Origin of the sequence: Rhodopila sp., assembly GCF_035548095.1 — a bacterium.
Taxonomy (GTDB): Bacteria; Pseudomonadota; Alphaproteobacteria; order Acetobacterales; family Acetobacteraceae; genus Rhodopila.
In genome coordinates, this window is sequence record NZ_DASZUV010000024.1 from 1 (window position 1) to 21,574 (window position 21,574).

General features: G+C 68.4%; 16 protein-coding genes. 3 read left to right on the top strand and 13 right to left on the bottom strand.

The features are described 5' to 3' along the window. Positions 1 to 264 precede the first annotated feature (264 nt). Entirely contained in the window at positions 265 to 864 is a 600-nt protein-coding gene (gene wrbA / locus VHC04_RS18020) for an NAD(P)H:quinone oxidoreductase (protein WP_325683848.1), read from the bottom strand. 95 nt (positions 865 to 959) lie between these two features. On the opposite strand from wrbA, the gene VHC04_RS18025 reads away from it, so the two are divergent. Next, the gene (locus tag VHC04_RS18025; RefSeq protein WP_325683850.1) at positions 960 to 1,853 is read left to right on the top strand and encodes a LysR family transcriptional regulator; all 894 of its coding nucleotides are present in this window, start codon (positions 960 to 962) and stop codon (positions 1,851 to 1,853) included. Between the two features lie 266 nt (positions 1,854 to 2,119). On the opposite strand, the gene VHC04_RS18030 is transcribed toward VHC04_RS18025, so the two are convergent. Continuing rightward, positions 2,120 to 2,836, bottom strand: a complete 717-nt coding sequence (locus VHC04_RS18030; RefSeq protein WP_325683852.1) for a vWA domain-containing protein — start codon at positions 2,834 to 2,836, stop codon at positions 2,120 to 2,122. A gap of 897 nt (positions 2,837 to 3,733) precedes the next feature. Between VHC04_RS18030 and ilvD the strand changes: the two genes are divergently transcribed. Further along, complete coding sequence (gene ilvD / locus VHC04_RS18035; protein WP_325683854.1) at positions 3,734 to 5,590, top strand: dihydroxy-acid dehydratase; 1,857 nt, start codon at positions 3,734 to 3,736, stop codon at positions 5,588 to 5,590. Between the two features lie 43 nt (positions 5,591 to 5,633). Here ilvD and VHC04_RS18040 read toward each other — a convergent pair whose 3' ends face one another. From VHC04_RS18040 to VHC04_RS18060, 5 genes are all read right to left on the bottom strand, one after another. After that, on the bottom strand, positions 5,634 to 5,981 hold the full coding sequence (locus VHC04_RS18040) for a hypothetical protein (RefSeq protein ID WP_325683856.1): 348 nt from the start codon (positions 5,979 to 5,981) through the stop codon (positions 5,634 to 5,636). A 114-nt stretch (positions 5,982 to 6,095) separates the two neighbouring features. Continuing rightward, on the bottom strand, positions 6,096 to 7,346 hold the full coding sequence (locus VHC04_RS18045; protein WP_325683858.1) for an MFS transporter: 1,251 nt from the start codon (positions 7,344 to 7,346) through the stop codon (positions 6,096 to 6,098). 115 nt (positions 7,347 to 7,461) lie between these two features. After that, positions 7,462 to 8,475, bottom strand: coding sequence for an amino acid ABC transporter substrate-binding protein (locus VHC04_RS18050; RefSeq protein ID WP_325683860.1), 1,014 nt, complete (start codon positions 8,473 to 8,475; stop codon positions 7,462 to 7,464). Positions 8,476 to 8,795: 320 nt separating this feature from the next. Continuing rightward, positions 8,796 to 9,116: a hypothetical protein gene (locus VHC04_RS18055; RefSeq protein ID WP_325683862.1), complete on the bottom strand. Its 321-nt coding sequence runs from the start codon at positions 9,114 to 9,116 to the stop codon at positions 8,796 to 8,798. Next, entirely contained in the window at positions 9,113 to 10,264 is a 1,152-nt protein-coding gene (locus VHC04_RS18060; RefSeq protein ID WP_325683864.1) for a bifunctional 2-C-methyl-D-erythritol 4-phosphate cytidylyltransferase/2-C-methyl-D-erythritol 2,4-cyclodiphosphate synthase, read from the bottom strand. Before VHC04_RS18060 ends, VHC04_RS18055 begins: the two co-directional genes overlap by 4 nt. A 247-nt stretch (positions 10,265 to 10,511) precedes the next feature. Here VHC04_RS18060 and VHC04_RS18065 point away from each other — a divergent pair, with 247 nt between their 5' ends. Next, positions 10,512 to 11,393: an alpha/beta fold hydrolase gene (locus tag VHC04_RS18065; RefSeq protein WP_325683866.1), complete on the top strand. Its 882-nt coding sequence runs from the start codon at positions 10,512 to 10,514 to the stop codon at positions 11,391 to 11,393. A gap of 137 nt (positions 11,394 to 11,530) precedes the next feature. Here the strand turns inward: VHC04_RS18065 and VHC04_RS18070 are convergent, their stop codons facing one another. The 6 genes from VHC04_RS18070 to VHC04_RS18095 form a co-directional block, all read right to left on the bottom strand. Beyond that, positions 11,531 to 12,928, bottom strand: a complete 1,398-nt coding sequence (locus VHC04_RS18070; RefSeq protein WP_325683868.1) for a sigma-54-dependent transcriptional regulator — start codon at positions 12,926 to 12,928, stop codon at positions 11,531 to 11,533. Beyond that, entirely contained in the window at positions 12,918 to 15,200 is a 2,283-nt protein-coding gene (locus VHC04_RS18075) for a sensor histidine kinase NtrY-like (RefSeq protein WP_325683870.1), read from the bottom strand. Before VHC04_RS18075 ends, VHC04_RS18070 begins: the two co-directional genes overlap by 11 nt. Before the next feature lie 260 nt (positions 15,201 to 15,460). Further along, positions 15,461 to 16,918, bottom strand: coding sequence for a nitrogen regulation protein NR(I) (ntrC, locus tag VHC04_RS18080; protein ID WP_325683872.1), 1,458 nt, complete (start codon positions 16,916 to 16,918; stop codon positions 15,461 to 15,463). Continuing rightward, on the bottom strand, positions 16,915 to 18,051 hold the full coding sequence (locus VHC04_RS18085) for a two-component system sensor histidine kinase NtrB (protein WP_325683874.1): 1,137 nt from the start codon (positions 18,049 to 18,051) through the stop codon (positions 16,915 to 16,917). The genes ntrC and VHC04_RS18085 overlap by 4 nt, the downstream gene beginning before the upstream one ends. Then, on the bottom strand, positions 18,048 to 19,124 hold the full coding sequence (gene dusB / locus VHC04_RS18090; RefSeq protein WP_325683876.1) for a tRNA dihydrouridine synthase DusB: 1,077 nt from the start codon (positions 19,122 to 19,124) through the stop codon (positions 18,048 to 18,050). The genes VHC04_RS18085 and dusB overlap by 4 nt, the downstream gene beginning before the upstream one ends. Before the next feature lie 146 nt (positions 19,125 to 19,270). Continuing rightward, positions 19,271 to 21,373, bottom strand: coding sequence for a ThiF family adenylyltransferase (locus VHC04_RS18095; RefSeq protein WP_325683878.1), 2,103 nt, complete (start codon positions 21,371 to 21,373; stop codon positions 19,271 to 19,273). Positions 21,374 to 21,574 lie beyond the last annotated feature (201 nt).

The window sequence follows — 21,574 nt, forward strand, 5'->3', positions numbered from 1 at the left end:
GCGGCCCGACGCGCCGTGCCCGCATGACGACGCCGATGGCCGCGATCTGCTCCACCCCGCGTTCCCCACCGCCCCGGCACACGCCGCCGCAGCAGAGCCCCGCACCGAGGCCGACGGCTCGGTCCACCGCCGGATGGCGGCTGGCGCCTTGACGGCCGCGGAATAACCGGCCCTCGGGGCCTGCCAGACGGGACTTGTCAGACAGGGCTTGTCAGACGGGGCCTGCCAGACGGGGCCAGCCAGATAGGGCCGCGGCCCGCCGGCTTATCCGAACAGTTTCGTTGCGACCTCGGCCACCTGGCGTCCCTGATAGCGGGCACCGTCCAGCTCCCGCTGCGACGGCTTGCGCGAACCGTCGCTGTTGGCAATCGTCGTGGCGCCGTACGGCGCGCCGCCGACCACCTCATCCACGCCCATCTGGCCCGCGTAGCCGTAATTCATGCCGACCACCACCATGCCGAAATGCAGCAGGTTGGCGATGATGGAGAACAGCGTCATTTCCTGCCCGCCATGCTGGGTCGCGGTCGAGGTAAAGGCGCCACCCACCTTGCCGTTCAGCGCGCCCTTGGCCCACAATCCGCCGGCCTGGTCGAGGAACCCCGCCATCTGCGACGCGATCCGTCCGAACCGGGTCGGCGTGCCGATGACCACCGCGTCATAGGCCGCCAGGTCCGCGACGGTTGCGACGGGTGCCGCCTGGTCCAGCTTGAAATGGGCGTTCTTCGCGATGTCCTCGGCCACGGTCTCCGGCACGCGCTTCACGTCGACGGTGGCGCCGGCGGACCGAGCGCCCTCGGCGACGGCGTGCGCCATGGTCTCGATATGCCCGTAGGTCGAATAGTACAGGACCAGAACCTTTGCCATCACGGTCTCCTGAAAGATCTGCCTGGGATGGAGGATATGGACGCACGGCCCTCAAAAAAATAGAAACCAAGGAAACACACCCTTTCGGAAACTTGATGCCAAGACTGCCGGACCTGGAGGCCATGGCGATCTTCGCCCGCATCGTGGAGCTGCGCGGCATCGGCGCCGCGGCCGTTGATCTCGGGCTGTCGACGCCCACCGTGTCGAAATCGCTGGCACGCCTGGAACAGCGGCTGGGGGCGCGGCTGTTCAACCGCACCTCGCGCCGCCTCGTGCTGACCGAGGCGGGGCAGCGCCTGGCGGAACGTGCGGCGCGATTGCTGGCCGACGCCGAGGCGGCCGAGGCGGCGCTGCGGGAGGATGCGGCGACGCCGCAGGGCCCGGTGCGGCTGGGCGCGCCGATGTCGTTCGGCGTCAGCCAGGTGGCGCCGCTGTTGCCGGCGTTCCTGGCCCGCTATCCGGGCGTGACCGTCGACCTGCATCTCAGCGATGCGCGGGTGGACCTGATCGCCGACGGGTTCGACGCGCTGCTGCGGATCGGGCCGCTGGTGGACTCGTCGCTGCGTGTGCGGCGGCTGGCGCCGGTGGCGCGCCTGGTGGCGGCCTCGCCCGCCTATCTGGACCGGCACGGCCGGCCGGGCCATCCGGCGGATCTGCGGCGGCATGCCTGCATCAACTACGCCTATACGGGCGTGGCCGCCTGGCTGTTCGAGAACCGGGCGGGGGAGGTGGTGACGGTCACGCCGGGCGGACCGCTGACCATCAACAATGGCGAGGCCATGCTGCCGGCGCTGCTGGCGGGTATCGGCATTGCCGTGCTGCCGGCCTTCATCCTGGGAGACATGGTGGCCGAGGGGCGGCTGGAACGGGTGCTGCCCGACTGGCACGCGCCGGATTCCACCTTGCACCTGTTGACCGCGCCCGGCGGGCCGCGGCCCGCCCGTGTCGGGGCCCTGGTCGATTTTCTGGTGGAGCGGCTGGCGGCGTGATCCCGGCCGCTGTGGGGCGGTGGACGCGGTGGCACGTGAAAGGCACCCGGAACCCTGGACCGGAACCCTGGACCGGAACCCTGGACCGGAACCTTGGGGCTGATGATGACGGAGCGCTTCCAAGAGTCCTGGAAGCGCTCCGTGTCTCGTTTCGCGAACGGTTCGCCCAGCCTGAAGGTCGTTGCGCGATCCAGTTCAGGCCGGGCTTGCTATGTGGCTCGTTGGCCTCGGAGTTTCTGGCCGTCGGCCCCAGGCGATCATATACTCTAGGCCGCTCGCCGACGCCGGCGTACCGCGAGGCCCAGGCCGGCCAATCCGCTGCCCAACACGATCATACTGGCTGGTTCCGGAACCGGATTGACGATGAGGGCGATCTTCGCATGGATCGCGGCACCGTAGTCAGCGACGCTGGCCACTGGGATATAGAACCCGTTGCCCGGAAACCCGGTCGGGGGTGGTGTCGCGTCGCAAGCCTGGGGATAGCAGATATTGTTCACCAGATAGCTGACATTGACGCCGCTGCCGATGCCTTCGACGCTGATGTTGTCGATACCAGCGGCGATCGCGGCGTTCCGAGCGGTGATGCCGCCGGCCTCGTTGCCACCCTCATTGGGTTGGCCATCGGTCGCGAAGTTCAAATACGACGCGGTGACCCCTGACATCGCCGGGCTCATCAGCGACGTCATGTTGGTGAAGGCCAGGTTGAAGTTCGTGTTGGAGTCGAGGAACGTCGCCCCCATGATGGCCGCTTGCAGGCTCGCCAAATTGACACCTGTGACGACCGTGGGTGATACGATTGTCTGGGTCGTGCTGGCGAAGGACATGACGGACAACTGATACTGATCTTGTTGTCCGACAAATTGGCTGATCGCGCTGGACAGCCCCTGCTTGATCAGGTTCCACCCGGAGGTTCCGATGCTGCCGGAACTGTCGAGCAGGAAGCCCACCTGATAGAGGGCCGCGTCGGCCGGTGAGGGAGTCATTGTTACAACGCCGAGAGCAATGACGGCTCCCGCGGTAGCTTGCCCAAGACGTCTTCGCAGGTGCATTTTCGATGTCTCCCCTGGTTTGGCATTTTTTGCCTGTTACTATTCAGCAAAGTACGTGCCACGGGAAAATCCGGTGCCATAATAGAGACTTGTGAACGATGCCCAAACAATTCGGGGAAGAGTGTAAATTTTTGCGACGGTCTTGCTGTAGCAACCTTGGAAATCGTCAAATATAATTCTTGAAAATCATCACGTATTGACCATGCCGCGCCGGACGCGCGCACGGCCGATCGCGAGTGTCAGGTGATTTTAGATCGTAATGATAAGATGTCAGGCTACTTGTTATAATGACGAAATATGTCAATCGGCCGGTTGCCGAACACTGCCGCGAGGATCTCCTGCAGCCAGGCTGTTCATTCGACATCGGAACCGTTCCGTGCAGGTCAGGTGTGAAGCCAACCCGCGGAACCAATCCGCGAAGCCCGCCCGTTACGCTGAACACCGGCTCAGCACATATTTTGCCTGCGAAAATTCCAGTCTGAATTGCGGTTTCAGAAATGGCGTGGATGGCGGGCGCCGTGGGCCGGCACACCTGTCCCATCTTGGCGCGGTTGGCCTTGAACCATTCATGGCGGTGCCAAACCCGCCCAGACCCACGCATGGCGCCGCCCTCGATCCCGCCATGCGACATGGAGGCAACCGCCATTCCCCCAGCGGGCATTCCCCCAGCGGGCATTCCCCCAGCGGGTATTCCCCCAGCGGGACACGCCCATCCATCGTCTCTCTGGCTCCCGGCGGCAGACGGCGCTAGACAGCGCAGTTCAACGCCCCCTCGGGACCATCCTCCCTTCTGGAGAACCAGCCCGACGGGCTTCGCCGAAGGAACCGTCCATGCCCGCATACCGCTCCCGCACCACCACCCACGGCCGCAACATGGCCGGCGCCCGCGGTCTGTGGCGCGCGACCGGCATGAAGGATGGCGATTTCGGCAAGCCGATCATCGCCGTCGCCAACAGCTTCACCCAGTTCGTGCCCGGCCACGTCCATCTGAAGGACCTGGGCCAGCTGGTCTGCCGGGAGATCGAGAAAGCCGGCGGTATCGCCAAGGAATTCAATACCATCGCCATCGATGACGGGATCGCGATGGGGCATGATGGCATGCTGTACAGCCTGCCGTCGCGGGAACTGATCGCCGACAGCGTCGAATACATGGTCAACGCCCACTGCGCCGACGCGCTGGTCTGCATCTCCAACTGCGACAAGATCACCCCCGGCATGCTGATGGCGACCATGCGCCTGAACATTCCGACGATCTTCGTCTCCGGCGGCCCGATGGAGGCCGGCAAGGTCGTCCACAAGGGTACCGAACGGAAGGTCGACCTGATCGACGCGATGGTCTTCGCCGCCGACAGCGCCAATTCCGATGAGGAGGTGGCCGTCATCGAACGCTCCGCCTGCCCGACCTGCGGCTCCTGCTCCGGCATGTTCACCGCCAACTCGATGAACTGTCTGACCGAGGCGCTGGGTCTGGCGCTGCCGGGCAACGGTACCGTCGTCGCCACCCATGCCGACCGGAAGAACCTGTTCCTGGAAGCCGGCCGCCGCATCGTGGAGATCACCCGCCGCTACTATGAAACCGATGAGGCGGCGGTGCTGCCGCGCAGCATCGCCAGCGCCGCGGCCTTCAGGAACGCCATGACGCTGGACATCGCCATGGGCGGGTCGACCAACACGGTGCTGCACCTGCTGGCCGCCGCCCAGGAAGGGGAGGTGCCCTTCACCATGCTGGATATCGATCACCTGTCCCGCCGCGTGCCCTGCCTGTGCAAGGTCGCGCCCTCGGTCGCCAATGTGCATGTCGAGGATGTGCACCATGCCGGCGGCATCATGGGCATCCTGGGGGAGCTGGACCGCGCCGGCCTGCTGGATACCACGGTGTCCATGGTGCATGCCGAAAGCCTGGCGGAAGCCCTGCAGCGCTGGGATGTCCGCCGGACCGCCGATAGCCAGGTCAGCACCTTCTACCGCGCCGCGCCCGGCGGCATTCCCACTACCGAGGCGTTCAGCCAGTCGGCGCGCTTCGACGCGCTGGACACCGATCGCGAGAAGGGCGTGATTCGCGACCTGGACCACGCGTTTTCCAAGGATGGCGGTCTGGCGGTGCTTTACGGCAACATCGCCGAGGATGGCTGCATCGTGAAGACCGCCGGCGTCGATGCCTCCAACCTCACCTTCTCCGGCCCCGCTCGGGTGTTCGAGAGCCAGGACGCGGCGGTCGAGGGCATCCTGGGCAAGCACGTCAAGGCCGGCGACATCGTGCTGGTGCGCTACGAAGGGCCGCGCGGCGGGCCGGGCATGCAGGAGATGCTGTATCCGACCAGCTACCTGAAGTCCGTCGGACTGGGCAAGCAGTGCGCGCTGGTGACCGATGGCCGGTTCTCGGGCGGGTCGAGCGGCCTGTCGATCGGCCATTGCTCCCCGGAAGCGGCCGAAGGCGGCACGATCGGGCTGGTCGAGGACGGTGACATCATCGAGATCGACATCCCCAACCGCCGCATCCACCTGGCCGTGTCGGATGAGGATCTCGCGCACCGCCGAGCGGTGATGGAAGCGAAGGGCGAGGCGGCGTGGCAACCCGCTGAGCCGCGGAAGCGCCATGTGAGCGGGGCCCTGAAGGCCTATGCGGCGCTGGCGACCAGCGCCGCGCGTGGGGCGGTGCGCGACGTCAACGCCGTCCGCCGCCGCTGACATCCGCGTCGGGAGCCGGTTTTCCGGCTCCCGAGACCCTTGGTCAGTAGCCGTACTGGTAGTAGGTCGGTCCCGGCGCCGCGTAATAGACCGGCGGCGGTGCCGCATAGACGACCGGGGGCGGCGGCGCGTAAGCCTGCGAAGCCAGCACACCGCCGATCACCGCGGCGGCGCCCAGGCCCAGGATGGCCCCGGCGATCGCGCCCCCGTTCGGGCCGCCACCACCGTGCCAGCCGCCATGCCATCCGCCGCCGGGCGGCGGTCCGCCATGCCAGCCGCGGTTCGGGGGACCGCCCCGGCCACCGTGCCAGCCTTGCGCCTGGGCGACCGGGGCGAGCAACAGACCCGCCGCGATCGGAACCGCCGCCAGAAGTTTTGTCAGCATCCGCATGGTCCGCGCTCCTTTCGGGTTACCCGCAAGGTGGGAAGGCGCGATGGCCGGATTGAGGCAGAACCACGATCGTTTGGTGGTGTTGCATGACGGATGATGTTGCTCGGCGGCCGGTCAGCGCTGGTTGGCGGCGGCGTCCACCGGCCATAGCGATGTGTACCAACGTATGGCGATGACGATGGTCAATCCCAGTCCCAGCACGCAATATCCGGCCGCGGTGACGGGGAAGCCGAACCGCTCGATCAGCCAGCCCGCCACGATCAGGCCGATCGGCAGGCCGTACACCGCCAGCATCCGCACCCCCATGACACGGCCGCGGAACGCCGCGCTGGCCCCGTGCAGCAGCATGACCGCCATCGGCGTCATGCTCAGGCTCTGCGCCACGCCCGCCAGCACCAGCATCACCCGCCCCATGCCGATGCCCGGGGCCAGGACGAAGCCCAGCAGCGCCAGGTACCAGGCTCCGGCGTAGACCAGCATCATCCGCGCGGGCCGGATCGAGCGTCCGACGAAGCTGATGCCGATGGACCCGGCCAGCGCGCCGCCGGCGAAGCTGGCGGTCAATGTGCCCAGGCCGGTCTGATCGACATGGTAGATGTCGCGCGCCACATAGGGCAGCAGGCCCAGGGTCAGCGGATAGGCAGTCAGGTTGACCAGGAAGGCCAGCCACATCGCCGCCAGCGAGGCCGGCGAGTCATAGACATAGGTCAGGCCCTCCCGCAGGTCCCGCCAGAACGAAGTGCGCGCCATGACCACGCGGCTGTGGCGCGGCGCGCCGACGCCCAGGGTCAGCAGGAAGCCGCCGGTATAGACAACGGTGATGGCGGCATAGGCCGGAGCCATCCCAAGCAGGGCGAACAGCCCGGCGCCGGCCAGCGCGCCGAACACCCGGGCGGAGTCGGCCGTGGTGCGCGCCACGCCCATCGCCGCCATCAGCCGGTCGGTCGGCATCGTCTCGGCCACCAGCGCGTTGCGCATCGCCAGGTCGGACGGCCGCACCATGCCGGCGATGGACGCGATCGCGAACACCGCGCCGGCGTTCAGCAGGTGCAGCCAGGCCATCGCCGTCATCAGCGCGGCGGCGGCGGCGTAGCTGGCCCGCATCGCCGCCAGCACGTTGCGGTGCCCGAACTGGTCGCCCCACAGGCCGAACAGCGGGGCGATCAGCGTCCCGGCATAGACCAGCGCCCCATACAGCGTCAGCAGCAGGACCGATCCGGTCTCGGTCAGGATGTACCAGCCAAGGATCAGGATCTCCATCTCGCTGGCCCAGCTCGTCATCAGGTCCGCCGGCCATTGGAACCGGAAGCTGCGGACCTCGAACGGGGCCAGGATCTCCGACCGGCTGTTGCGCCGGGCAGTCACCGGCCGACTGGTCCTGATCGGTTGGTCCCTGGCCGGTTGGTCCCTGGCCGGTTGGTCAATCGCCGACTGGTCCCTGGCCGGTCGGTCGATGGCCGGTTAGTCAATGGCCGGTCGGTCACCGGAAGGGGATGGCGTACATCATCCCGCCCTTGGTCCACAGGGCGTTCTCCCCCCGCTCCAGCTTCAGCGAGCTGCCCATACCGACATTGCGTTCGAATGCCTCGCCGTAATTGCCGACCTGCTTGATGACGTTATAGGTCCAGGCATTGTCCAGCCCGATCAGCTTGCCGAAATCACCGCTCTTGCCCAGCAGGCGCTGCACCGTCGGGTTCTGGCTCTCGGCCAGCATCTGGTCGACATTCGCCGACGTGATGCCCAGCTCCTCGGCCTCCACCATCGCCATCATCGACCAGCGGACCACGTCCTCCCACTGGTCGTCACCCCGGCGCACCATCGGCCCCAGCGGTTCCTTGCTGATCCGGTCGGGCAGGATGACATAGTCGTCCGGGTTGGGCAGGCCGGCGCCGCGGATCGAGGCGAGGTTCGACCCGTCCGAGGACGCGGCGTCGCAGCGGCCGGACAGCAGCGCCTTGATCAGCACGTCCGTCGTGTCCAGCAGCACGACATGGAAGCTGATGTTGTGCTGCTTCATCCAGTCGGCCAGGTTCATCTCGTGCGTCGATCCCTGCAGCATGCAGATCGTGCCGTCGGCCATGTCCTCCAGATGTTTGATCTTGGCATCCTTGCGCACCAGGAAGCCCTGGCCGTCATAGAAGTTCACCATGACCATCCGCAGCCCGATCGTGGCGTCGCGCAGGAAGGTGAATGTCGTGTTGCGGGACAGGATGTCGACCTCGCCCGACTGCAGCGCGGTGAATCGGCTGACGCTGGTCAGCGGCACGTATTTCACCTTGTTGGCGTCGCCGAACACCGCCGCCGCCACCGCGCGGCACGCATCCACGTCCAGGCCGCGCCAGACGCCGTGGCTGTCCGGCATCGAGAATCCGCCCAGCCCGACATTCACGCCGCAGGTGACGTAGCCCTTCTGCTTGACGTTATCCAGCGTACCCGCCTGCGCGAGACCGGCCCAGGCAAGCAAGGGGGCCAGGAGAAGCAGGCGTTTCAGCATGGCGACGTTTCCTTACAGATTTGGTTAGAGCGCGGTCGCCTGGAGCCGGCGGTCAGAACGTGTGAATCGCGCTGTTGAATCAAAGAGTTGCCAAAGCGTGACAGGGCCACCCTGACCCTGCGGTGCTTTATCCGCCGCATCGTGTCCCAAGGGCGAACGGAAACCAAGTGTCGTCCTGCCGATATCGCCTTGCGATCGGGGAACCCGTGGCTGCAGGGCATGGGCCCGCCGGACAGGTACAGCGCTTCCCGGCGGCCGGACCATGGCCCGCCCGCCGTGCCATCCGTGTCATCCGACAGGCCGTGGTCGGGATCTGCGCCTCAGCCGCCGGCCGTCCAGTGCGCCGGCTGCCAGGCCCAGCCGCTGCCGGTCTGCTGCCACCAGCCAGGCATCCACAACTGGCCATGCCCGGCCGCCAGGACCCATTGGCCGGGTGCCCACACATACCCCGATCCGGTCCAGTTCCAATGACCGGGCTGCCAGATCATCTGTTCGCTGGTCAGCGGCGGCGGCGCCACCGGGTCGGGCAGCAGGGCCGGGACCGGAGGATAGGGGCTGGCTGCTGGCACGGCGCAACCGGCCAGCAGCCCCAGGGACAGAGATAGGGACAACAAGCCTCCGGCCAGTCCGGCGAACTTCATGGTGCAGCGACCTCCTGTTCTGGCACTAGAATGGATACGGCGGCCTGGGCGGCAATCCCTTCGCCCCGGCCGGTAAAGCCAAGCCGCTCGGTCGTCGTGGCTTTTACCGAGATGCGGGCGGCCTCCACCCCCAGCAAATCCGCCAATCTTTGGATCATGACCGGGGCGTGCGGGGTGATCTTCGGACGTTCGCAAATCAGCGTGACATCGGCATTCACCAGCCGGCCGCCACGCGCGGCGATCCGCTCCGCGGCATGGCGCAGGAAGCGGGCGCTGTCGGCGTCCTTCCACTGCGCCTGGCCGGGCGGAAAATGGCGCCCGATGTCGCCCTCGGCCAATGCGCCGTAGATCGCGTCGCACAGGGCGTGGATGCCGACATCCGCGTCGGAATGCCCGGCCAGGCCCTTGTCGTGCTCGATCCGCACGCCGCACAGGAAGAGCGGCCGTCCCTCGGCCAGGACGTGGACGTCGAACCCGGTGCCGACCCGAGGAAGCAGGGAAACCGCCATGACACGCTCCAGCCGAGCGAAATCCTCGGGGTAGGTGAGTTTGATGTTGTCATCCGAACCGGGAACGATGGCGACACTTTGGCCGGCGGCCTCCAGCAGCGAGGCATCGTCGGTGGCGCCGGTCCACCCGCCCTGGTGGGCCGCCAGCAGGGCGTCGAACCGGAAGGCCTGGGGGGTCTGTGCCCTGAACAGGGCGGTGCGGGGGATCGTTTCGGTGATCACACCGCGTTCGGCCCGCTTCAGCGTATCCGCCACGGGCGCGCCGGGGATGGCGCCGGCCGATTCGGTCAGTGCCCGCAGCAGCGACGGAATGGTCCCGGCGGGGATCACCGGCCGGGCGGCGTCGTGCACCAGGACGACGTCCGGTGCGTGGGGCAGCAGCGCATCGAGGCCGGCGCGCACGCTGTCCTGGCGGGTCTCGCCACCCGGCACGCTGGGCAGGCAGCCTGGAACGCCGGCCAGCATGGGATCGATGGCGGCGCCGTCGCCGACCGGCTGGATCAGCGCCACCCCGTCCGCCAGCGCCTCGGCGGCATGGCGGATCACAGGCTTGCCGGCCAGGGTCAGGAACTGCTTGGGACGCTCGGCGCCGAAGCGGGTGCCGGTGCCGGCGGCAACGAGGATGGCGGCGATGCGCATGGGACAGCAATGCCCAGCCGGGTCCGGATCGTCAATGCGGCGCCGCCGGTGCGCGGGGCGATGAACGCATGCGACGGCGGCGGCGATGGGCACGGTGCCGGCGACCGACAGGGCGGTTTCGGCTTGATCCCGTGTGGCGCCTCGCGTGGCCCGGGTGCGGGGGCGATGCGCGCGGGCTGGCCAGGGTCCCTGGCCACCAGGCCGTATTGGTCTAAGCTGCCGCCAGGTAGAAGCTGGAGAAACCACCATGCCGCATGCTATGACCGAGGATGGCGTCCGCCTGTACTATGAGGAAAGCGGCACCGGCCTGCCGGTGATTTTCGTGCACGAGTTCGCCGGTGACCATCGGTCATGGGAAGCACAGATGCGCCATTTCGCCCGCCGCTACCGGGCGATCACCTATGGCGCGCGCGGCTATCCGCCATCGGACGTGCCCGAGGATCCGGCGCGGTACAGCCAGGCGCGCGCGGCGGACGACATTGCGGCCGTGCTGGATCATCTGCAGATCGACAAGGCCCATGTTGTCGGCCTGTCGATGGGCGGGTTCGCCACCCTTCATTTCGGCTTCCGTCATCCCGCCCGCGCCCTCTCGCTGTGCGTCGCCGGCTGCGGCTATGGCGCCGAAAAGGGCCAGAGCGAGGCATTCAAGGCCGAGGTCGCGGCGGTGGCGGCCTTCCTGGAACAGGCCGGCAGCGAAGCCTTTGCCGAGAAATACGCCTATGGCCCGACGCGCGTACAGTTCGAGAACAAGGATCCGCGCGGCTTCGCCGAGTTCAAGCGGCAGCTTGCCGAGCACTCCATGCTCGGGTCTCGCAATACCCAGCTGGGCGTGCAGGGGCAGCGGCCGTCGCTGTATGACCTCGTGGACCAGATGAAGGCATTGACGGTGCCCACGCTGGTGCTGACCGGCGACGAGGACTGGCCCTGCCTGCAGCCGGCCCTGCTGATGAAGCAGTCCATCCCCACCGCCGCCCTGGCGGTGATGCCGAACGCCGGCCACACGATCAACCTGGAAGCACCGGACGAGTTCAACCGCATCGTCGGCGATTTTCTGGCCCAGGTGGATGCAGGCCGGTGGCCGGCCCGTGATCCGCGCGCGACGGTGAGTTCGATCCTGGGGATGAAGTAGGGCCTGTTCCGTCTGGCGCTGGTGCTGCCATCCGATGGAGGTTCGGACCACGCGGTGGTCCCTCTCATCCTCCCGGTCATGACGAGGGGCGGTGCAGTGGTCCCGTCGGAACCCCCGCGCCAGCGCCGGGGCGGCCCCTAACTCCCGACACGCTCGTCGGAATTCACCCCGAGCTGCTTCAGCTTGCGATGCAGCGCCGACCGCTCCATGCCGACGAACTGCGCCGTGCGGGAGATATTGCCGCCGAAGCGGACGAGCTGGGCGTGCAGATACTGGGTCTCGAACAGGTCGCGCGCCTCTCGCAGGGGCAGGGACATGATGTCGGCGGTCGGATCGATGTTCAGCAGCGCCGGCGCCCGTGATCCGATCTCCGGCGGCAGCATGTCGGCGCGGATCACCTCGCCGGGCGCGCCGGGTGCCATGATCAGCAGCCAGTCCATCAGGTTGCGCAACTGACGGACATTGCCCGGCCAGTCATAGGCCTGCAGCGCCGCCAGCGTGTCGGCTGACAGTGGGCGGGCCGGGATGCCGGAGGTCTCGGCCGAGCGCTGGATGAAGGTGTGGGCGAGCAGCGGCACATCCTCCCGCCGCTCGCGCAGGGACGGGACCTTCATCGGCACCACGGCCAACCGGTAGAACAGGTCCTCGCGGAACCGCCCGGCGGCGATCTCGGCCTGCAGGTCGCGGTTGGTCGTGGACAGCACCCGCACGTCGACCTTGACGCGGGACGAGCCGCCCAGCCGCTCGAAAGTCTGGTCCTGCAAGGCGCGGACGATCTTGCCCTGGGTTTCCAGCGGCATGTCCGACACCTCATCCAGCAGCAGAGTGCCGCCATGCGCCCGCTCCAGCACCCCGGCCCGGCGCGGCTGAGCGATCGGGTCGGCGCCGGCCTCCAGGCCGAACAGCTCCTCCTCGAACCGGCCCGGGTTCAGCGTCGCGCAGTTCATCACCACGAACGGTCCCGTGGACCGGCGCGAGCGGGCGTGAATCATCCGCGCGACCACTTCCTTTCCCGATCCCGCCGGACCGGTGATCATGACGCGGGAGCCGGTGGGGGCGACGCGCTCCACCTGCGTGCGCAACTGGGCGATCATCGCCGAGTCGCCGGTCAGCGTCGCCTCGGGGCCGGCGCGCAGCCGCAGCTCGGCATTCTCCCGCGCCAGCGAGGCGGCTTCCAGCGCGTGCCGTACCGATAGCAGCAGCCGGTCCGACTGGAAGGGCTTCTCAATGAAGTCGTACGCACCCTGCTGGATCGCGCCGACCGCCATCTCGATCGTGCCGTGGCCGGAGATCATGACCACCGGCACATGCGGTTCCTCGCTGTGCAGCGCCTCCAGGATGCCCAGCCCGTCCAGGCGCGAGCCTTGCAGCCAGACATCCAGGATCACCAGTGAGGGGCGGCGTTCCCGGAACGCCTTGATCGCGCCGTCCGCATCGCCGGCGCCACGGGTTTCATAGCCCTCATCCTGAAGGATGCCGTCGATCAGCATCCGGATGTCGGGTTCGTCATCGACAATCAGGATCTCATGCGCCATGCGGCACCTTTTCCTCGGATGGCGCCGCGGCGCCTGCAGATATCGGCAGCACGAGGGTGGCAACCGCACCCGGCCCGTCCGGCCGGTCGTCGAGCGACAGCGTCCCCCCGTGGTCTTCCATGATCTTCTTTACGATCGCCAGCCCGAGTCCCGTTCCTTTCGGTTTGTGTGTGACGTAGGGCTCTGTAAGACGGGATCGGTCTTCCTGTGGCAGACCGACACCATCATCGGTCACGGCGACCCGCACGGTGTCGTCGACGGTCTCCACCGTGACACCGATATGACCGTGGCCGCCCTCCGGGCGGTCGGTGCGCATGGCGATCGCGTCGGCGGCGTTCTGCAGCAGGTTGGTCAATGCCTGCCGCATCATCCGCCGGTCACAGGGCACGATCGGCCCACGGTCCGGAATGGCGATCTTCCAGTCGATTCCAGGCCGGGCGGTCTGCTGCAGCATCAGCGCCTCGCGCACCACGCGGCCCATGTCGTCGGGCTTGATCACCGGGTGCGGCATGCGGGCGAAGGCCGAGAATTCATCGACCATGCGGCCGATATCGCCGACATGGCGGATGATCGTGTCGGCGCACTGGCTGAACGTCTCGGGGTCGGAGCTGATCTCCTTGGCGAAGCGCCGCTTCAGGCGCTCGGCGGATAGCTGGATCGGGGTCAGCGGGTTCTTGATCTCATGCGCGATGCGGCGGGCGACATCGGCCCAGGCGGCCTTGCGCTGCGCCGATTGCAGTTCCGTGATGTCGTCGAAGGTCACGACGAACCCGTCGGTGCGCCCGCCCGACAGCTCCGCCCCGATCCGCACCAGCAGGGTGCGCTTGCGGTTGCCGCGGTCGATCTGGATTTCCGCCGTGCGCGCGCGTTCCGGCGCCGCCGCGACTTCCTCCAGCAGCGGGGAGAGCTCGGGCACCACCGAGGCCAGGTCGCGGCCGATCATCGCCAGCAGATCGCGCCCCAGCAGGTCGTCCGCCGCGCGGTTCGGCAGCTCGATCCGGCCCTGTGCGTCCAGGCCGATGACGCCGGCCGATACGCCGGCCAGCACCGTCTCGGTGAAGCGGCGGCGTTCGTCGATCTGGCTGTATGCCTCCATCAGCTCCGTCCGCTGGGCGGCGAGCTGTCCGGTCATGCGGTTGAAGGCGCGGGCCAGGCCGGCGAGCTCGTCACCGGTGCCGGGTTCGCGGACCCGCACGCTGAGATCGCCGGTGCGCACCCGTTCGGTGGCGTTGATCAGCGTGCCGATCGGCCGGGCGATCTGGTTCGCCATCACCAGGCCGATCAGCCCGGCGGCCAGCAGCACCAGCAGCGCGACGATGGCGAAGATCCAGGCGAAGGCGATCTGCAGCCAGGAGCGGTTCTGGTCCAGCCGCTCATACTCAGAGACCGCCGCCTCGGTGCGGTGCATGTAGTTCAGGATGGACGGGTCGATCGGCCGGCCGATCAGCAGCATCAGCGGCGGGATCGATTCCAGCCGCACCACCGCGCGCACCCGCGTTCCGTCGCCGCCGTTCAGTACCACTACGTCGCCGCGCATCGCCTGCTGGGTGATGGCCGGAGTGGGTGCCTCGACACCGGCGCCGACGAACATGCCGGCGGCGGCCAGCACCTGCGTGGTCGTCGGCTCGTAGATCACCGCCTCGGTCAGGCCGCGCAGCGTGGTCTGGGTGTCCAGCACCTGGGCGAACACCGCGGGATCGGCGGGCAGCAGCCGCCCGGCGCGCGCCAGGTCCGCCGCCATCTCCAGCGCCACCGCGCGGATGTTGTTGCGATGCTCCTCCAGGTAGCTGCGGGAGACCTGCAGCGATTCCTGCAGCGATTCGCGCACCGGGTCGTTGAACCAGGCCTGGATGCCGAAATGGAAGAAGGCGACGGCGAAGCAGGCGACCAGGATGGTGGGGGCGACGGCGACGCCGCTGAACAGCAGCACCAGCCGGACATGCAGGCGGGAGCCGGCGGAGCCGCGCCGGCGTTCCACCAGCACGCGGGTCAGCCGGCTGCCCAGCACGGCCAGCAGCAGCAGCAGGACGACCAGGTTGGCCAGCACGAGGCCGACGCTGACGCCCGGCGTCCAGCCCAGCGGCGAGCCGCGGGCCAGGATGATGAAGGTGGACAGCCCGACCGCCAGGGCCAGGGCGGTCAGGGCCAGCGTCACCCCCTTGCCCAGCAGGATATCGCCGAGCCGGCCGCCGAAGGAGATCTTCGGCTCCGAGATGATGTCCGGTGGCAGCGCCTTGCCCTTGCGGATCGGTGGCCGGGACAGGACGTTCATCGCACCCTCCCTTCCAGTCCCCCGCATCGCCGATACGCGGGGTGTCGTGCCAGGCCGCGCGCGGGGTGTCGTGCCAAGCCGCGCGCGGGGTGCCGTGCCAGGCCGCGCGCGGGATATCGTGCCAGGCCGCGCGCGAGACGGGGCGCGGAGCCCGATGTCGCCGCCGCCCGGGCGCCGCGCGCGGCCCCGTGACCGCACGCGGGGTGACCAGACGCGGGGCGACCGGACGTGGGCGTTCGGCGGGACGGCCGGGCGGTCATCTACATCAGGCCCCGCACCACCGGGATTTCCAGGTCGCGGATCTTCTTGCGCAGCGTATTGCGGTTGAGGCCGAGCATGGAGGCGGCCTTGATCTGGTTGCCGCGCGTGGCGGCGAGGGTCAGGCGGATCAGCGGGCGCTCCACCTCGGCGATGATCTTGTCATAGACGTCGGTGATCCCGGCGCCGTCATTGTGGGTGGCCAGGAAGTCCTTGATGTGGCGCTCCACGGCACTGGACAGGGTCTCCGGCCCGGCGGGCTGGGCATCCGGGATGGAAACCGCCTGGGCCTGCGTCCGTTCCGACAGTTCCGCCGCGATGATGTCGGCGCCGATCACCTCCTCGGGGCACAGCGCGGCCAGCCGGCGCATCAGGTTTTCCAGCTCCCGCACGTTGCCCGGCCAGGCATGCTGCTTCAGGCGGTCGATCGCCGCCTGGTCCAGGCTTTTCAGCGGCAGCCCGTCATCCTTCGCCTTGTCGAGGAAGTGGCGGGCGAGCAGCGGGATGTCCTCCAGCCGCTCGCGCAGCGGCGGCAGGCGGATTGGCACGACGTTCAGGCGGTAGAACAGGTCCTCGCGGAACAGGCCCTGGCGGATGGCGTTGCGCAGGTCGCGATGGGTGGCGGCGATGATGCGCACATTCGCCTTGATCGGCTGGCGGCCGCCGACGCTGGTGAACTCGCCTTCCTGCAGCACGCGCAGCAGGCGGGTCTGAGCCTCCGGCGGCATGTCGCCGATCTCATCGAGGAACAGCGTGCCGCCATTGGCCTGTTCGAACCGGCCCTGGCTGCGGTTGGTGGCGCCGGTGAAGGCGCCGCGTTCATGGCCGAACAGCTCGCTCTCGATCAGTTCGCGGGGGATCGCGGCCATGTTGATGGCAACGAACGGGCCGCCGCGGCGCTTGCCGTAATCGTGCAGCGCCCGCGCCACCAGTTCCTTGCCGGTGCCCGACTCGCCGTTGATCATCACCGTCAGGTCGGCGGTCGTCAGCCGCGCGATGGTGCGGTAGATCTCCTGCATCGAGGGGCTGCGGCCGATCAGCGGCAGGCGTTCCTCCGTATCGCGCGGCTCCTGGGCGGTGATCGCCGGCTCCGCCGGCTGCGCCAGCGCGCGGCCGACCACGGCCAGCAGCTCCCGCAGATCGAACGGTTTCGGCAGGTACTCGAACGCACCGCGCTGTGTCGCCTTGACCGCCGTCATCAGGGTGGATTGCGCGCTCATGACCACGATGCGCAGGTCGGGGCGGATGCGCTTGATGCGCGGAATCAGGTCCAGCCCGTTCTCATCCGGCATCACCACGTCGGTGATGACGAGGTCGCCCTCGCCATCCTCCACCCAGCGCCACAGGGTGGACGCATTGCCGGTGCTGCGCACCTGGTAGCCGGAGCGACCCAGCGCCTGGGTCAGCACGGTGCGGATGGAACGGTCATCATCGGCGACCAGCACGGTCGGCAGGGTCATTGATCGGCATCCCTTTCGGTGACGACCGGGAGGTGCAGGCGGAAGTCGGTGCGGCCAGGCCGGCTGTCGACCTCGATCAGGCCGCCATGGTCGCCGATGATCTTGGCAACCAGCGCGAGCCCCAGGCCGCTGCCGGAATTCTTGGAGGTGACGAACGGTTCGAACAGGTGCTGCCGGATATCCTCGGGGATGCCGGGACCGTTGTCGCGGACGGAGACGAACAGCGGCAGGTCCAGCCGCGTGGCGCTGCCGGGAATGGCGACCCGCATGCCGTGCTGGAAGCCGGTGGATAGCACGATCTCGGGGTGCGGGACGCGGTCGCCGCTGACCGCCTCGGCGGCGTTCTTCACCAGGTTCAGGATCACCTGGATCAGCTGGTCGCGGTTCGCCCAGACCGGCGGCAGCGACGGGTCGTAGTTTTCCTGGAACCTCACATGCGCGGCGAAGCCCGACTGCGCCAGCTTGCGTACGTGTTCCAGGACGCGATGGATGTTCACCGCGGTGCGGGTGATCGGCTTCTCGCCGAAGGCTTCCATGCGGTCGACCAGCGCCCTGATCCGGTCCGCCTCGTCGCGGATCAGCTCCGCCAGCTCGCGATCGGCCGGGCCGACGCTCGATTCCAGAAGCTGCGCGGCGCCGCGGATGCCGGAGAGCGGGTTCTTCACCTCATGCGCCAGGATGGCCGCCATGCCCGTGACGCTGCGGGCGGCGCCGCGGAAGGCGAGGTGGCGATCCAGCGCTCGGGCGGCGGACGCATCCTGCAGCACCAGGAGCACGGCGCCCGGCTCCTCGGGAAGCGGGGAGCCCTGCACGGTGATGTCGCGCTTGTGCAGGCGCGGGCTTTCCAGGCTGAGCTCGTGATCGACGATGGTCACCTCGCCGGTGCGGACCTGCTCGATCAGCAGGAAGATCGGGTTGTCGGCCGGCACCAGGTCGTCGAGGCGCAGCTGCGCCAGGCCGGCGATGGAGATGCCGAGGAACTGCTCCGCCGCCTGGTTGACGAAACGGAACTGGTTTTCGGCGTCGAGCAGGACGACGGCGACCGGCATGGCGGCCAGCACGGCGGCCGAATCGGCCAGCGGCCTGTGCCGGCCGGTCAGGTGCCGCGCCGCCCTGGCGATCACCGTGCTCATGCGGCCTGCGCGTCCAGCATGTCGGCGCGAGGCGCGATGCCGCGGGTCACGCCGCGCGCGATCAGCGGGTCATAGAACCGGTCGAGCGCGTCCAGCACCGTCCCGGCGTCCGGCATGCGGTTCATGGCGGCGCGGAACTCGGCCGACCCGGGCAGGCCGCGCGAATACCAGGACAGGTGCTTGCGCGCGAGGCGGACGCCGGGACCGGTGCCGAACTGGCTCAGCATCCGGTGGTAATGGTCCAGCACGATGGCCTTCTGCCGCGCCAGGGGCGGTTCCGGCAGGGACGTGCCGGTGCGCAGGAAATGCGCCACCTGGGCCGGGAACCAGGGGCGGCCATAGCAGCCACGGCCGACCATGACGCCGTCGGCGCCGGACCGCGCCAGGGCTTCGGCGGCGTCGGCCTCGGTGACGATATCGCCATTGACGATGACCGGGATCGACACCGCCTGCTTGACCCGGCGCACGAAGCCCCAGTCGGCGCTGCCGGTGTAGAATTGCTGCCGGGTCCGTCCATGCACGGTGACCATGCGGATGCCGCAGTCCTGGGCGATGCGCGCAAGAGCGGGCGCGTTCAGGCTGTCATGGTCCCAGCCCATGCGCATCTTCAGGGTCACCGGGACCGGGACCGCCTGCACCGTGGCCCGCAGGATCGCCGCGGCCGCGACCTCATCGCGCATCAGGGCGGATCCCGCGGCCTGGCCGACCGCGACCTTCTTCACCGGGCAGCCGAAATTGATGTCGACCAGGTGGGCGCCCTTGTCGACGGCGATTCGCGCCGCCTCCGCCATGGCGGCGGGTTCGCAGCCGGCGAGCTGCACCGCCGAGACGCCGCCGGTGCTGTCGACCTGGGCCATGTCGAGCGTCTTGCGGTTTTCCCGGATCATCGCCCAGGAGGCGATCATCTCCGACACCACCATGCCGGCGTCGAGCTGCCTTACCGTCTGCCGGAAGGGCAGATCGGTGACGCCGGACATCGGGGCGAGGATGACGGGGGTCTGGATTTGAACACCCTTGCCAAGATCGAGCGATCTCAAAGCAGAGGGTGTGGTCTCCGAACGACAGTTGCCCATGATTTGGGCAATGTAGCGCCACATGCGGCGCGGTGCAATCGCTGTTGCGCGCTCCGGCGGCGATGCGCGCGGCGGTTCCCACACGAGCCCGCCGGGTGCCGTCCGGCTGGCCGTGCCTGCCGCCGAATCCGGTCACCGGACTCCCGTCAGGCGGGGTTCCGGTCTCCGGACCCGGCGGTGCCAGACTCCCTGGTGCCAGACTCCCTGGTGCTAGACTCCGTGGTGCTTGGCTTCGGGTCGGTGGATGGGGCGGTCATCAGCGCGGGCACGGGCAGGCGGGTGGAGCGGCTGATCCCCATCCGGCGGTGCGGTTGGCCGATACGGCCCATGAAGACGAAGGGGCGGGTCTTTTCACCGAACAGCGCCGCGAACCCTTCGGCGAGGTGCCTGCCGTCCGCGCGCGCGCGCGCATCCTGGGTGAAGCCGGCCCCCGTCTCGCCCTGCTGTTCACCGTAATGGGCGAAGATCAGCACCGCCATGGCCGGCTGGATGGCCAGCCCCAGCCTCGTCGCGGTCAGCCAGAAGCGCTGGATGTGCCGGCCGGCATTCAGGACGGCCGTGGTGTCGGTGGGGCCGCCGGCGGGAAAGCGCAAGGTGAACACGCCGGCGCTGGACAGGATCGGGCCGTAGTCCATCTCGATGGCCGCGCTCAGCGTGCCGCCCAGGCGGTTCAGGGTTTCGGTGCGCGAGAAGCTTTGCAGCGCCCAGCGCATGATGCGCAGGGTCGAGCGCCTCAGGCCCAGCGCGGCGGCGGGAATCCGGGTCGGGCTCAGCGTCGCGCGCCAGTCGATGATGCGCTGATGCACCCGGAACGTTTCGGGTGCGCGGAGGCGGATCGCGGTGGCCCGCGCGCTGAGCCGGGCGAACCGCCAGCGCTGCCCCAGCGTGGTGTACCAGTCGAGGCGAAGCTGGCCGTCGATGGCGCCGGCCAGCGCGGTGCGCTCCCGTTCCGTCAGCGCGCGGCGGCGATAGCGGTTGCGGTCGACCGATCGCTGCGGCAGGGCGGCAAACAGCGGGTCCGGCTGTATGGTTTCATCCAGAACGAACTGGCCACGGACGCGCAACGGATCGGTGGATTCCAGGGTCCAGTCGAAGCGGCGGCGGTGCCGGCTCGCCGCGATGCGCAGGCTTTCCAGCAGCATGCCGATCGCCAGGACGTTCGGCTGGTTGTCCCGGTAATGGTATGGGTTGTCCGGCGTGCGGGCCGTGGGGTGGATGATGATCGTTTCTTGGCCGGCTCGTTCAAACCGCCAGGGCTGTTCATTGTCGCCGCTGGGCGTCCAGCGCGCGGCGTGCAGGATGTGGTCGATCGGATCGTTCGCGTTGAACACCGGCTGCGGCGCTCCCCGCGCGGCCATGGCCCGGATCGCCGGCAGTGCCAGCCGGATCTTCAGCCGCTGCAACGGGCCGCCCAGGCCGAACCGCAGCCGGGCGGATGCCAGCATGCCGCGATACGCATCGTAATGCTGACTCCAGGGCGCCGGGCGGATCGGACCGCGTCCGAGCAGGAGCTTGACCGCGAGGGTGGCGATGACGCCGGCGGCAAGCTGGCAGCCGGCGGAGGAGGAGGGGGCGGCCTTTGCCTCCAGGTTCAGGCGCGTCGGATCGACCAGATAGGTCCGATGCAGGGCTTTCGGCACGACGCCCAGAAGGAAGCGCAGATATTGTTCCAGCGGCGGCCGGCCTTCGAGGCGGAAATAGCGCTCGAAGCTCATGCCGTCGGGCATGAAGACCAGATAGGATGTCCCCATGCCGACCGGCGCGGCGGTCACCGCGGGGATGCCGCGTTCGTGGCAGCGCCGGAACACCAGGCGGCGGATGTCCACGGCGAAGAAGTCCAGCCCGTCGACATACAGGTCGACACCGTCCAGGAAGGCCTCCACCGTGTCGGCGGTGACGCCGCGATCGAAGCGGCGCAGACGCAGGGTGGGATTGATCGACAGTGCCATCTCCTGCATCACCGCCGCCTTGGGGCGGCCGATGGTGTGGACCGACGCGCCCACCTGGCGGTTGAAGTTTGCCAGCGCGAATTCGTCGAGATCGGCGATATGGAAGCCACCAATGCCCAGCCGCGCCAGGGCAAGCAGATGCGCGCCGCCCACGCCGCCGAGGCCGGCGATGGCGACGGTCTTGCCGGAGAGGGTCAGCTGGTCGGCTTCGGTCAGCCAGCCGAGGTTGCGTTCGAAGGCTTCGTCATATTGGAAGGCTTCCGTGTGGGCGGTGGCTGGCGGATCGGGAGGAAGGGACATGGCGGTCACTGGCCTGTCATCGGCGATCACGAAAAGGGTGGGCACGAAAAGGGCGGGCACGAGGAGGGCGGGCACGAGGAGGGCGGGCACGAGAAGACCCGGATAGCGGTGGCGGCGCGTACCGGGCGGCCGGTTCGGGCGCGCGGCCCATCGTAGCAGGCTGCGGGAGCTGGAGGGTTAATGCACAAAAAAGCGGCGTTG